Raw genomic sequence first — 13,878 nt, 5'->3', positions numbered from 1 at the left:
ACATGGCGCTGATTTCATCCATATTTGCCCAGCAGGTTGACAGACGCATCGAAGAGGTCATCAAGGTAGACCAGTCCGATGAGCAGATTATCTATGAGGAGATTAGAGAATATGTCTTCACGGATGCGATCCGAGCGTCTTTTACCCGCATAATTGACAGATATTGGGAAACTCCAAACAAACCACACGAAGGCATCGGTGTTTGGGTGTCAGGCTTTTTTGGTTCAGGTAAGTCAAGTTTTGCAAAGATGCTCGGTCTTGGCCTTTCAAACCGTATCATATCGGGCAAGCAAGCAGGAACTCTCATCGGTGAGCGAAGCAGCAATGACAAAATCAAATTACTCCTAACGCAGATCAACGAAAAAATACCTACACACGCCGTAATCTTTGATGTTTCTACTGACCGTGGTATCCGTTCAGGAAACCAGACCATTACGGAAATCATGTATCGCCTGTTCCTGGAAAGCCTTGGGTATGCAAAAGATCTGGATCTTGCAGAACTGGAAATAAACCTTGAAGAGGAAGGACGCTTATCTGACTTCAAGAGCCGCTACGCAGCACTTTTCCCTGGTGAGCAATGGGACGACAAGAAAAACCTCGTCATGATGGCCCTTGGGAAAGCCAGTAAAGTCATGAGCGATATGGAACCTGGCACTTACCCTGCTGCTGATTCATGGGTAAAAGGGGCTAAAGGCAGAGCCGATATCACTCCCGGTTGGCTGGCTGAACGGTGCAAGTCTCTTATGGAACGCCACAAGCCAGAGTGCAGTTTGGTGTTTGTCATTGATGAGGTTGGGCAGTTTGTCGCACGAGACGTCCAGAAGATGCTTGATCTGCAGGCCGTTGTGCAAAATCTTGGCCGTGTCGGACGCGGCAAGATGTGGCTCATCGTTACCTCACAGGAAAAGCTGACCGAGCTTGTCGGTGGTCTCGATGATCGCCGGGTTGAACTTGCACGCCTCATGGATCGTTTCCCCCAAGAGATCCAGGTACACCTCGAACCTTCAGATATTTCCGAGGTTACTAGCAAGAGAGTACTTTCCAAGAAATCGGAAGTAGAACCGAATCTTAGAAAGCTCTTTGAAGACAACCGTGGTGCCTTGGAAGCCCACTCCCGCCTGACAGCAGATATTCAGCTGCCAACATTGGACGCGGAGAGATTCATGGATCTCTATCCGCTGCTCCCCTATCAGGTGGATTTTATCATTCAGGTTGTTTCGGGCCTGCGTATGCAGGGTGGCGCCAGTAAGCATGTAGGTGGAGCGAACCGAACTATCATCAAGCTTGCCCAGCAGCTACTTATCAATCCTGCTGTCAATCTTGCGGGAAAAGAACTGGGGGCTCTTGCGTCTGTGGACCTGATTTATGATCTGGTGGAAGGCAATATCAGTAGTGAAATAAGAGGACGGATAGCCGATATCAAGCATAAGGTATCCCATCCTTTCGCTCAACCTGTGGCAAAAGCCATTTGTCTGCTTCAGTTTGTAAAAAGTATTCATCGGACACCCGAGAATATTGCTGCATCTCTGTATCCAGGCGTAGGTGCAGATTCAAAGCTGGTTGAGGTTAGAGAAGCCCTTGATGCTCTTGTGAAATCACACATGGTTCGCCATGGCGATGATGGTTTTAGAATTCCAACCCCTGCAGAGGACGATTGGGAGCGGCAAAGAGCTGGGCTTACCCCCCAGCCAGGTGAAGCCAAGCGTGTTTACTCTGAAACTGTTAAAGGCTTTTGGACACCGCAACCAAGCTACAATCTGCACAGCACTAAGATGTTCAAAGCCGGGCTTTCACTTGATGACAAGCTGGTTCTTGATGGTGAAATCATGGTGCAGATGTATTTTGCTGAAGAAGGTGCAGATTACACTGCACAGCAATCTGAACTAAGGGGGCGCAGTCAGAAGGAAGAGATGAAGGTCTTCTGGCTTGGTGCTCTTACTCCTGCTATCGAGCGGGAAATGGCAGAAGTATATCGTTCAAAGGAAATCCTTTCTCGTAAAGAGCGAAGTGTCCAGACAAAGGACGAAGGCGTTCTTGTTACCGAGGAAAAGAGGCGCCATAACCGCCATCTTGATGAACTGAAGCGACTGCTGAAAACAGCGCTTCTAAGTGGCTCGGTCTACTTTCGTGGCAATGACCGCAGCCCCGGTGCAGGCAGCAATGAAGTAAAGCCTGAAGCTGAAAAGCTACTCGGAACGGCATTGCCAATGGTCTATGACCGCTTTGCGGAAGCAGCAGCAAAGATACAGGCCAATGACCTAAAAGCACTGATGGAAGTACAGAATCTCCACGGATTGCCAACGGTCTTCAATACTCTGAGTCTCCTTGAAGATCAGAAAGGGGTTCCTGTTTTTAAAACTGATAGTGGCCCGCTCTATGAAGTATTGACAAAAATCCACAACAAAACGAGTTATGGTGAAGTTGCCAGTGGCAAGTTCCTTGAAGAAGAGTTTGCAAGAGAACCGTTTGGATGGGACTTCGACATTGTTCGTCTGTTCACGGTTTCACTCTTACGCTCAGGTAAAATTGAAGCTACCAGCAAAGGGCAGACCATTGAATCTGCCCTCAGTATCGAAGCAAAGAACACTTTCACCAACAACAACACCTTCAGATCCGCATCCTTCCGCCCTAAAGTATCCGAAGTTACTTTCGAAGATTGTCTCAAAGCAGCCGATGCTTTCAAAAATGTTTTTGGCAAAGAGATAACTGAGCTTGAACAAGGAGTAGTAGCAGATACTATCCAGCGGGAACTTCCAACTTATGAGGAGCAGATGCAGGAAGTATTCACGCTGCTGGTATCCAATAGCCTCCCCGGTTCAACCATACTGGAAGAAGCACTCGGCCAAATCCGTGCCATACGCACCAGCAAGCAGAGCACTGCCATAACGTCTTTCAACGGCAGCTATGCACAAATCAAAGAAGCAATCAAAAGAGCTAACGAGATCAGAGATGCGATTGAAGAGCCTCAGATTGCGATTGTCAAGAGTGCGCGTCAGGTAATGAATGGCTCTGTGCCATTCCTTCGGTCAGAAGGAGACGTTGCAGAAGAAATACTCAAAAAAGCTGATTCACTCGATGACCTGCTTGGCAGAGAACGGTTCTATCAACATATAGCAGAGATTGACCAGAATACGCGTGACCTCGCTGCAGAATACAACAATCGTTATCAGCAGGCGATTAACTCTCGCGCTGATGAATACACCGCTGCATATGAAAAATTATCTGTGGCCCCTGGATGGGAGCAATTGGATGAAACTCAACAACAACGGATCTCTGAACCGCTTACATCCCGAACCAGTAAGGAAGTTAACGGAATCACCGTACCTGAATTAAGGGCCGATGTTGCAGCTTGCAGCTCTAGGCTTAACAGCGCCATTGAGGAAATGATGAAGCTGCTTGAAGGGAATCGTCTGGTCAAGCTCGTAGTCGGCGATTTCTTTAAAGGTGGCATTGAATCTGAGGAACAGTTGGATGCAGCACTTGCAGGACTGCGTGATGAATGTGCCCGCCTGATCGGCGAAGGGAAAAAGATTCTGGTTCAATAGGAATCAAATAGGAATCAACTATGGATAAAGAAACACGCAATGCTCTGCAGCGGGCAACTCAGGCTGCACGCAGACTATTGGAACATGAGTATTCGAAGCAGCTGGAAGGAATCTATGACATCCTCCAAGATGGCACAATAGCGCCTCAGCCGGGGGGGCACCTTGATGCACAACAGCGCCTGACGAGAGAGAAGATAGTAGCTGCAATTCAGCACAAACAAGCAGGGGGATTAAACCCCACTGATGCGATTAATGATTATCTGAGGGAAGCAGCTTTTACCACACTTAACCGATTTGTAGCTCTTAAAATGCTTGAAGCTCGCAAGCTTGTCCAGCAGTGTATCTCAAACGGTGACCAGTCTGCCGGTTTCAAAGAGTTCACTGGTTTGGCGCCAGGATTAGCCTCTTTACCCGACAAGGGATACCGGTTGTATCTGGAGTGCCTGTTTGATGAGATTGGGAACGAGGTTAAAGTTCTTTTTGACAGGCGGGATGTGGCAAGCCTGCTGTGGCCGCGCCGTTTAGCGTTCAATGAATTACTGCAACTACTCAACAATAATGAACTGGGATCAGTATGGGATGCTGATGAAACCATCGGCTGGGTCTATCAATATTTCAACCCCAAAGAAGAACGTGAAGCAATGCGAAAAGCTTCACGATCCCCGCGCAATACCCGTGAACTAGCAGTTCGCAATCAGTTTTTCACCCCTCGTTATGTGGTCGAGTTTCTAACTGACAATACGCTGGGCCGTATCTGGTATGAGATGATGCATGGCAGCACCAATCTCACTAATATCTGCACGTATATGGTTCGCCGCCCCTCAGAAATATTTCTGAAATGCGGAGAAACGGCTCCAGATAATGTTCAGAAATCTGGGGTTAGCCAATCAGATCTTCTCAAACAACCAACATATATACCCTTCAGAAAAAAGAAAGACCCGCGCGACATCAAGGTTCTCGATCCTGCAGGCGGATCTGGACACTTCCTGCTATACGGGTTTGACCTCTTGCAGATAATCTATGAGGAGGCCTGGAAGGATGATTCAGCGGTTTCATCAGAGACTACCGGGAATTCACTTCGCAAAGATTATTCTAATATCGAAGCGTTGCGACACGCCATCCCCAGCCTGATACTTCAGCATAATCTGCACGGGATCGATATTGATCCTCGTGCAGCACAGATAGCATCCTTGTCACTCTGGATGAGAGCCCAACGCTCATATAATGACTTTGGGATTGCGCGTGATCAGCGGCCAAGCATCAAAAAAACCAATTTTGTCGTTGCTGAACCAATGCCTGGTCAACCTGAGCTACTGGAGGAATTTGTCTCTGGACTTACACCCAAGATTCTTGGTCAGCTTGTGATGGTGGTATTCAAAAAGATGCAGCTGGCAGGAGAAGCAGGGTCTCTACTCAAAATCGAGGAAGAGATCAATGATGCGATTGCCGAGGCTAAAGATGTCTGGCAACGAGAGTATAAGCAGGCCGTAGACAAGAAAGGGAATCAACTGCTTTTTTCTGAGAAGGAAATGGGGGGCAAGGTCCAAGCCCAGTTGACGTTATTTGACGTATCAGACATCAGCGAAGAGCAATTCTGGGATAAGACCGAGCAACTCCTGATAAATGCACTCCATAGTTTTGCAAAAAGTGCCACTGATGAAACAGGTTTGAAAAGGCGATTATTTGCAGATGATGCTGAACGTGGTTTTGCCTTTGTCGATCTATGCCGGAAGAAATTCGATGTAGTACTGATGAATCCACCATTTGGTGCATCGAGCAAAGCCTCAAAATCTTATATTGATTCGATTTATTTTCGTACCAAAGGGGATTTGCTTGCCAACTTTATCGAGCGCATGCTTGGTATGACGCATGCGGACGGCAAAGTAGCCGCTATTTCGAGTCGGACGCCGTTTTTCCTGGGTTCATTTGCTGGATTGAGAACCAACGTACTTGGGCATGACGGGTATGTATCGCTATTGGCCGATCTGGGAGATGGTGTTCTTGATGCAATGGTTGAAACAGCAACCTATGTAATTTCGAAAGGAACGAGAAATTCTTCAGAGTCTGACTTTATTCGAGCTTTGCTTGAAGATAACAAGGATGATGTACTCAAGGCAGAAGTTGAGAGCATACGCCAAGGCCAAGCATCAGAGCGGGTTTTCCTTATTGCTCCAGAGGAGTTCAGTCGATTGAAGGGCTCTCCTTATGCGTATTGGGTGATGGATGAAACAATACAGACGCTTGGAGACTTTCCGCAACTTGAAGGAAATAAGGCTTCAATCCGCGTTGGTCTTCAAACTGGTGAAGACAACCGGCATCTTCGCCTGTTATGGGAAATCCCTAACTCTAAAATTGTTCCTCAACCCATTACGTTTGACAGAAAAGGGGGGTCATTACGACAAAGATGTCTTTATGAACTTGAAGATAAAGGGATGTGGGTTCCTTTTTCCAAAACAGAATCCGCTGCACCGTGGTTTTCACCTATTACCTTGGCTGTAAACTGGAATAGCAATGGTTTTGAAATAAAAAACTTTGCTGATGATAAAGGGAAAATACGGTCAAGACCCCAGAACGAATCATATTATCTGGAGCCAGGCTTCAGCTATATGCTCCGCTCCACCAGGCTCGTCCCTTATCTGGTCCCTTCTGGCGTGATTCCAACGGCAGGAAGAGCGCAGATATTCCCTGATTCTGGTGAGGAATATACAGTTCTTGGGATTTGTGCCTCAAACATTGGAAGTGCAGTTGCCAGATTTAGTGGCGAAATGTTTGCTCGTCCAAAGTTTCAAGCCAGCATGGTACAGAATCTGCCACTAACTGATTTACCGAAAGCTACAATCAATGAAATTAAAGCAATTGTAGATGAACAGGTCAACACGCGTCGAGCGGTGATTCAAGGGTATGAACCATTCCAGGAATTCACAATCCCTGCCTGGATACAATCTCCTGAAAATGATTCAACAGCATGGGATCTCTACTCATTACTCGGAAGAACTTTGGAAGCTAAGGTTGCAGAAGCCTTCCATCTTGATCCCGATCAGCTATATGACCTTGAGCGAGATATTCGGGAGGCTGTCCAGATCCGTTCAACTTCACCTGATACTGAAGCCGATGACGATCCTGGTGAAGATGAAGATTCCGATGATGAAGCTGTCATTGAGCTTATTCAGCAAACTCCTGAAGAAAAGGCATTCGGCTTCATGTCCTACTGCGTCGGCTGCTGCTATGGGCGATGGGACGTGCGTATGGCAATGGACTCTTCTCTCGCACCAAAACTTCCCCAGCCATTTGATCCACTGCCTGCATCCCCTCCAGGGATGTTGATTGCACCTGATGGATTGCCAGCACAATCAGATACAATTGTCAGTGACGAGTGGTTAAGGGCTCGGCCCGATGCGAATACACTGCCAGCAAAGGGCTCCATAAGCGTTCCGACTATTACCCAAGATGATTACCCGCTCAAAATTTCTTGGAGCGGAATATTGGTTGAAGACAAGGGACACGCTGATGACATAGAAGCGAGCGTCCAGCGTGTGTTCAATACCATCTGGGGAAATAAGTCAGTTGAAGAAATTGACAAGGTTTTGGCTATTCTTGCGCCGAGCACTGATGAGATTCGACCATGGCTCAGAGCCCAGTTTTTTTCCGAGCACATCAAACGCTATTCAAAAAGTCGCAGAAAGGCGCCGATTTACTGGTGCCTCTCAATCCCATCAAAAGGCTATTCGGTCTGGCTTTACTACCACAGATTCAATAAAGACACTCTTTTCAAAGTGCTGAATGATTATGTGGTGCCAAAGCTTCAGCTTGAGGAACGAAAATTGTCAACACTCCGTGCTGAGATCGGTGACAGCCCAACTGCAGGGCAAAGAAAGCTCATCGCTGATCAGGAAACTCTTACTGAAGAGTTAAAGACTTTCCGCGAAGAAGTCGCGATGGTTGCCCCACTCTGGAATCCGGATTTAAACGATGGCGTGCTAATCAACTTTGCCCTGCTCTGGCGATTAGTGCCTCACATTGCAGCTTGGCAGAAGGAATGTAAGCAAATTTGGGATGCTTTGGTAAAAGGCGAATATGACTGGACCCATCTGGCAATGCACCTTTGGCCGGAACGGGTAGTCCTTAAATGCAGAAAAGACTTGAGCCATGCTATTGCACACGGCCTTGAGAATGATTTGTGGGAACTGGACGAAGACGAAAAGTGGCAACCCAAAGACGTCTCACAGAATGAGATAGATGCATTTGTTGCTGAGCGATCATCACGGACGGTGAAGGATGCTTTGGAGAAGCTACTTGCAGCCCCAGTGGCTGCTGGTGGCGGAAGAAGGCGTAGGAGTTGATGAATGGTGCCTAAGACATTATATCGCTACAGAAGTTTGAATCAGTATTCGTTATGTGAGCTGATCCACAGTGAATTTTATTTTGCTTCTCCCCAAGAGTTTAATGACCCCTATGATTGCAAAAACATGTTTTCGTTTGAAGGTACGACCGATAATGACTGGCGACTTTTTCTCAATCGTTTTTTAGAAGTCAATCGACCAGAACTTACAGCGAAGGAGAGAAAACAGCAAATTGATCTTGTTTTGCAGGGCGGAGAGCATAGAAGTCGTGAAAAAGTTGCTGAACAATTTGACGTATGGGGAAAAATTCTTGAGAAGCAGAGCAGTGAGTTAGGCATTTTATGCCTAAGTAAGACGCACACTGATATACTCATGTGGTCTCATTATGCCAATAACCACAAAGGGTATTGTCTTGAATTTGATGCCAATAAACTGCGTGAATTATTTTTTTGTGGCGAAGTTGTCTATAAAGACAATTACCCTCGTTTTAGCGAATTTGTCAGGGCCAATCTAAATGGGATTGCTCAAACATTTACTCTGACGAAATCAAAACATTGGAAATACGAACAAGAATATCGCCTGATTGTTCAGCCTAATGGCAGACAAGATAAGCCTGGTGATCGTATCTTTCCGTACAATCCCAATGCTCTCATCGGGGTAATATTTGGTTGTCAAATGTCTGAAAAAGACAAATTAACAATCCGTCAAATATTGAAGGATAAGCCGGTTGTTTATAAGCAGGCCAGGAAGTCTCCACATTCTTATTCAATTAAACTCTCTGACTGCTAAGTCCAATAGGTTAATAATAATGCACCCATTTCATGAATATCAAAAAAAGCAGTTGGCAGAAAAACTGAAACGCCGAGTACTGGTCTGGTACGACCCACGAAATGAGTTCCAGCCGTTCATATCGGAATTGATTGAGCGAGATGTGACCCAGCTTCCACCAGGTGAACTAGCAACTTTTCAGCTGGACGGAAATTCTGTCCACTTTATTGCCTATGCAGGATCATACTTTGAAATTCGTTTCGCGGTTGATCAACTGACATCAGGACCACAACCGGAACCCCTTGTTATTTACATGCAAGGTGAATCACGTCAGAAAACCTCTTCCGTTCTTATGGAGTTTGAGGAGGGTGGTGAATGTTATTACGAGCTCTCACTCAAGCGTCAGGCACGGAATGCTTTGAAGGAGAAAGGGTTTGACGACGGTCATATCGATGAGCTTCTGAATGTTGAGGCTCTTACATATGAAGATGTTGTCAAGTTTGTTGGTCAATCAGGGACAACGTCTGTTCAGCCATCTATGCTTCAGGTCATTTTCGGGGTCAGCCAGAATGATAAAATCGTAGCATCATGGCTTGCATCATCGGGAAAAGATGCCGAGATATCTGAAAAGAGCGCGTCTCAGGGGCTTTATAAGTTAATTGAAACGCGATTGGGAATAACTACTGCTCCCGAACTCCCGATTCATGAGGCACGCAAGAAAATATGCCGTTCACTTCTCGTTGGCGAGTTTTCCAACGATCTGCAATGCACTGTCCCACCAACACTGGCAATGATTGATGTTCCTCAAGAGCAAGACAAAGTTGCTTTTCTCAAGCTTGTTATCCAGACACTCCGAAAGGATCATCCAGAAGAATACATAGCAATGGCTGATTCCGTGCAAGCGGAGTTGAATCTCGATACGGCGGCAATCCCAGCCGAATGTTTGGGGTCAATAGATACGTTCCGCTTTGAGGAACAAGCGCTTCTGCGTTATTGTGACTCACTAATTATAAATGGGAATTATGCGGAGACGCTAAGAGTAGAAACAGAAAGAGGCAGCAGCTTCTGGGTAGATCGTCAGATGGATCGTAAGGCCCAATGGCGCGCCTGCAAGATGATGGCTGATCTTGGCATATCAATCCAAAAAGTAATCTCGGAAATGAATTCAGCAAGCAGCAAGCCCGAGAAATGGGTCTCCGCCTACAGCAGCAAACAGGGTTGGTTCTGCATGGACCAGCAGCATCGCCAACTGGAGGCTCTTGTCGCAAAACTGGAGGATGAACCGGTATTACATCAAGCTCTATCAGCTATTGAGCAGGCATATGATAACGCTCTTCAGGTCATGTCATCTGGGTTCACCAAGGTTCTGCAAGAGGCTCAATGGCAGATTCCAGGTACAGTACGGCAGTCAGATATATATGAAAAGTTCGTAGCTCCATCCAACGTGCCTGTCGCATATTTCCTGGTTGATGCGATGAGATATGAAATGGGTGATGAGCTTGTCAAACAATTGGAAGGTATGGGAGAAGTCACCCTTCGACCGGCAATTGTTTCATTGCCATCAATTACTAAAGTGGGAATGGCCGCCTTATTGCCAGAGGCTTCAAGCAGCCTTGATGTAATAGTTGATAAAGACAAGCTGTCTATACGAATTGCTGGAAGTCTTCTGGGGGATCTCCCCGCACGCAGGAAGTTTATCAAGGCTCGACAACAACAGTTGGTGGAGCTAGAGTTGGACGAACTGCTGCAGATGAACAGTAAAAAACTTCAGGGGAAATTGGCCGGCTCTCCGATGATAGTTGTTCGTTCTCAAGAGATCGATTCACTTGGTGAAGGAACGTCTGACTTTTTAGCACGACAAGTCATGGATACTGTTATCGGTAATGTGGCACGAGCGGTCCGTAAACTTGCATCATGTGGCATAGAGCAAATCGTCTTGGCAGCAGATCATGGTCACCTATTCAGCAGAGAAAAAGGTGATGACATGAAAACTGACAGCCCTGGTGGCAAGACGATTGAATTGCACCGTCGTTGCTGGATTGGCCAGGGAGGGTCATCGCCACAAGGTACAGTAAAGGTAAGTGGTAATGAGCTTGGTTATGACAGCCCATTGGACTTTATATTCCCTTCAGGAAGTGGCGTGTTCAAGGCTGGTGGCAGTCTCTCATATCACCATGGCGGTACAAGTTTGCAGGAGATGGTTATCCCGTTGATAACCGTTCGTGTCCCCCCATCGGGGGTAAAGTCATCTGCCCAAAGAAGTATTGTGGTCAGTGGTGTACCAGAATTATTGGCAACAAGAACAATGGGTATAACCATAGAGATCGCAACGACAAATCTTTTGGATATGATCGACACAGGCCCGATGACAGTTCGACCTGTTCTGGTTTGTGGAGGCAAGCAGGTTGGAAAAGCTGGCTTGGCAGTTCATGGTGAATTTGATTCCAGCACAGGTTGTGTCGCTATTAAGCCAAATGAGAAGGTAATGGTAGGGATGCTGCTGAGTGAAGAGTCCGAAACCGTTCAGGTTGTTGTTCTTGACCCTCAAACAGATGCCGTTCTCGGTCAATCCGGGGTAATCGAAGTAAAATTGGGGATGTGATATATGGCTGAAAATACTTCCAATAGCACAGGAATTGATGTCCTGGATGACAAGGTTAATCGAATTTTCCCAGGCAAGGTGGTCCGCAAAGACCTTGTCCGAAAGGTTAAGGTCGGAGCAAATGTGCCAGTGTTTGTTCTGGAGTACCTCTTAGGGAAGTATTGCGCGTCTTCTGATGAAATGGCCATTCAGATGGGCATGCAGGTGGTCAACGAAACGCTTGCCAATAATTACATCCGTCCTGACGAATCAACGAAAGCCCAGAGCAAAGTCAAGGAGAAGGGGCGCTTCACCTTTATTGACAAGGTCAAGGTGCGGTTGACTGACTCGGAATACTGGGCAGAATCAATAAATTTTGGTCATAAGTTTGTGCACATACCTGACTCTTATGTACGTGACTACGACAGACTACTTACCGGTGGTATATGGGCGCAGATCGATATGCGCTTCGAGTATGACGAAGCCAACAAGGGTAAGAACCCATTCTGGATCGACAAGCTTACCCCGATACAGCTTGCCACTTTCGACCTAGATGCTTACCGAAAAGGGCGTTCAGAATTCAGCTCCGACGAGTGGATGGACATTATCGTCCGCAGTATGGGGTATGAACCGAGCAAAATGGACAGACGCCTGAAACTGCTGTTCCTTATTCGCTTGATTCCACTTGCAGAACGAAACTACAACCTTGTCGAACTTGGGCCACGCGGTACAGGCAAGAGCTATGTGGTGCAGGAAATATCTCCGTATGCAGCCCTTATGACAGGGCCGACTACGGTTGCAAATCTATTTGGCCACATGAGCGGCAAACAGAAGGGGATGGTCAGTATCTGGGATGTTGTTGGTTTTGATGAAGTTGCTGACCTTCAGAAAATGCCGAAAGAAGTTATCACCACGATGAAGACCTATTGCGAGTCTGGCACGTTTCAGCGAGGTCATGAGGAAGACCGGGGCTACGCCAGTATTGCCATGTTTGGCAACACCAATCAGCCAATTGATGTAATGGTGCAGACGGGACACCTTTTCGCACCAATGCCGGATGTTATCCGGGACGACATGGCATTTATAGACCGGTTGCACTTCTATGTGCCTGGTTGGGAAATTCCAAAGATGCATAACGAACATTTCACCGATCGTTATGGCTTTGTTGTGGATTATCTTGCAGAGGCACTTCGGGAGTTACGAAAGCACAATTTCACTGAAGTCATAGACCATCACTTTGCGCTTGGCAGTCATCTTAACGCTCGTGACCGCAAAGCTGTTCGCAAAACAGTTTCCGGACTTATGAAGGTGCTCTACCCGCATGGTGAAATCAGTAGAGATGAATTGGCTGAGTTGACCGAAATTGCCATGGAAGGTCGGCGCCGCGTTAAAGAGCAATTGAAGAAGATGGGCTCGTTTGAGTATTACCACACCTCATTCAGCTATACCGTCAATGAAACCGGCGAGGAAAAGTTTGTCGGTGTTCCTGAACAAGGTGGACGTGACCTGATCACCGCAGAACCGTTGCCACCAGGTACCGTCTATAGTGCGTCTGTCAGCAGTGATGGCACAGTTGGTTTATACCGACTTGAAGTTAGTCTTTCCCATGGCACAGGAAAACTAAAGTTGGCAGGTGGCATTAGTGGTGCAATGAAAGAATCCATCAACCGTGCCTTCAGCTATCTGAAAACCCATATGAATGAGTATGGTATCGGAAAAGAGGTTGATAACACCGATTTCCATGTTGAGGCGATTGATTTGTTGAACAACAAGCAGGAGTGCGAAATTGGCGTGGCGTTGTTTGTCGCCTGTTACTCGTCATTACGGAAAGCAACAGTTCTCCCAGGACTGCTGGTGCTTGGAGACATGAGCATTCAGGGCAACATCAAACCACTCCGCTCGCTTTCTGAACCTCTGCAGGTCGCAATGGATAACGGTGCCAGAAAGGCACTTATACCCATAGAAAATAAGCGCAACTTCCTTGATGTCAGTTCTGACATTATGGAACATGTTGATCCGATCTTTTTCGGTGATCCGAAAACCGGGGCTTTTAAAGCGCTGGGGTTGTGATGCTGAAATACGGACTGACGAGGTATTACTCAACAGGTTCATGATGAATTAACCAACATCCAGGAAATTGCTTGTGTGGCCATCGTGGTTACGGGGTGGGGTGATGAAGACTCGGCGCACCGAAATGGTTCGATGCGCCGAGATTTGTTTAGCGGTCGCGTTGCACCCGGTGGCTAGGCTGCCTGCCGGTTCTGCATCCAGGCTTCTACGTCGGCTTCCAAGTACCCAACGCGGCGGGTGGAGATCTGCCTTCCCTTGGGGAAGGTACCACTTTGCTCCATCCGCCAGAGGGTGGTGCCAGAGACGCCAAGGATCTTTAACACTTGGCGGCGGGTCAGCACCTTCGAGGTGCTGGTGGTCCCCTTGGGGTCCCGGTTGTCGGTGGGAATGTGCTTCCCTTCTCTAGCCTTGGCCAAGGCACTTTCCAGGACAGTGAACCTCTGGTCGAGGTTCTTCATCACCCCTATGGTGATAGCTTCCGCGAGCGCCTGGAAGAGCTCATCGGATGCTCTAAGCTCAGCAGTAAAATGCATCTTTGCCTCCTTTCCAATTAAACCGGGCTCCCCGAATCGAG

6 protein-coding genes are annotated in these 13,878 nt (G+C 47.2%); 5 read left to right on the top strand and 1 reads right to left on the bottom strand.

The features are described from left to right. Nucleotides 1-2: 2 nt before the first annotated feature. The 5 genes from brxC to brxL are packed head-to-tail and all read left to right on the top strand — an operon-like array spanning nucleotide 3 to nucleotide 13,304. Complete coding sequence (gene brxC / locus JFN90_RS06275) at nucleotides 3-3,545, top strand: BREX system P-loop protein BrxC (RefSeq protein WP_199394243.1); 3,543 nt, start codon at nucleotides 3-5, stop codon at nucleotides 3,543-3,545. A 20-nt stretch (nucleotides 3,546-3,565) separates the two neighbouring features. After that, nucleotides 3,566-7,885: a BREX-1 system adenine-specific DNA-methyltransferase PglX gene (gene pglX, locus JFN90_RS06270; RefSeq protein ID WP_199394242.1), complete on the top strand. Its 4,320-nt coding sequence runs from the start codon at nucleotides 3,566-3,568 to the stop codon at nucleotides 7,883-7,885. Between the two features lie 3 nt (nucleotides 7,886-7,888). After that, nucleotides 7,889-8,674 carry a DUF2971 domain-containing protein gene (locus tag JFN90_RS06265; RefSeq protein ID WP_199394241.1) on the top strand — a complete coding sequence of 262 codons (786 nt, stop codon included), beginning with the start codon at nucleotides 7,889-7,891 and terminating at the stop codon, nucleotides 8,672-8,674. 19 nt (nucleotides 8,675-8,693) lie between these two features. Next, nucleotides 8,694-11,255, top strand: coding sequence for a PglZ domain-containing protein (locus tag JFN90_RS06260; protein ID WP_199394240.1), 2,562 nt, complete (start codon nucleotides 8,694-8,696; stop codon nucleotides 11,253-11,255). Nucleotides 11,256-11,258: 3 nt separating this feature from the next. Further along, nucleotides 11,259-13,304, top strand: coding sequence for a protease Lon-related BREX system protein BrxL (brxL, locus tag JFN90_RS06255; protein WP_199394239.1), 2,046 nt, complete (start codon nucleotides 11,259-11,261; stop codon nucleotides 13,302-13,304). 173 nt (nucleotides 13,305-13,477) lie between these two features. Here the strand turns inward: brxL and JFN90_RS06250 are convergent, their stop codons facing one another. Further along, the gene (locus JFN90_RS06250; protein WP_199394238.1) at nucleotides 13,478-13,837 is read right to left on the bottom strand and encodes a helix-turn-helix transcriptional regulator; all 360 of its coding nucleotides are present in this window, start codon (nucleotides 13,835-13,837) and stop codon (nucleotides 13,478-13,480) included. Between the last annotated feature and the right edge of the window lie 41 nt (nucleotides 13,838-13,878).

Origin of the sequence: Geomonas propionica (genome assembly GCF_016458235.1) — a bacterium.
Lineage (GTDB): Bacteria > Desulfobacterota > Desulfuromonadia > Geobacterales > Geobacteraceae > Geomonas > Geomonas propionica.
Note: the sequence above shows the minus strand (reverse complement) of the source record. Positions and strands in the feature narration are given on the sequence as shown.

Excerpts from the sequence above, each read along its gene's own strand:
- brxC (WP_199394243.1), top strand. The coding sequence starts at position 3 with ATGGCGCTGATTTCATCCATATTTGCCCAGCAGGTTGACAGACGCATC.
- pglX (WP_199394242.1), top strand. The coding sequence starts at position 3,566 with ATGGATAAAGAAACACGCAATGCTCTGCAGCGGGCAACTCAGGCTGCA.
- JFN90_RS06265 (WP_199394241.1), top strand. The coding sequence starts at position 7,889 with ATGGTGCCTAAGACATTATATCGCTACAGAAGTTTGAATCAGTATTCG.
- JFN90_RS06260 (WP_199394240.1), top strand. The coding sequence starts at position 8,694 with ATGCACCCATTTCATGAATATCAAAAAAAGCAGTTGGCAGAAAAACTG.
- brxL (WP_199394239.1), top strand. The coding sequence starts at position 11,259 with ATGGCTGAAAATACTTCCAATAGCACAGGAATTGATGTCCTGGATGAC.
- JFN90_RS06250 (WP_199394238.1), bottom strand. The coding sequence starts at position 13,837 with ATGCATTTTACTGCTGAGCTTAGAGCATCCGATGAGCTCTTCCAGGCG.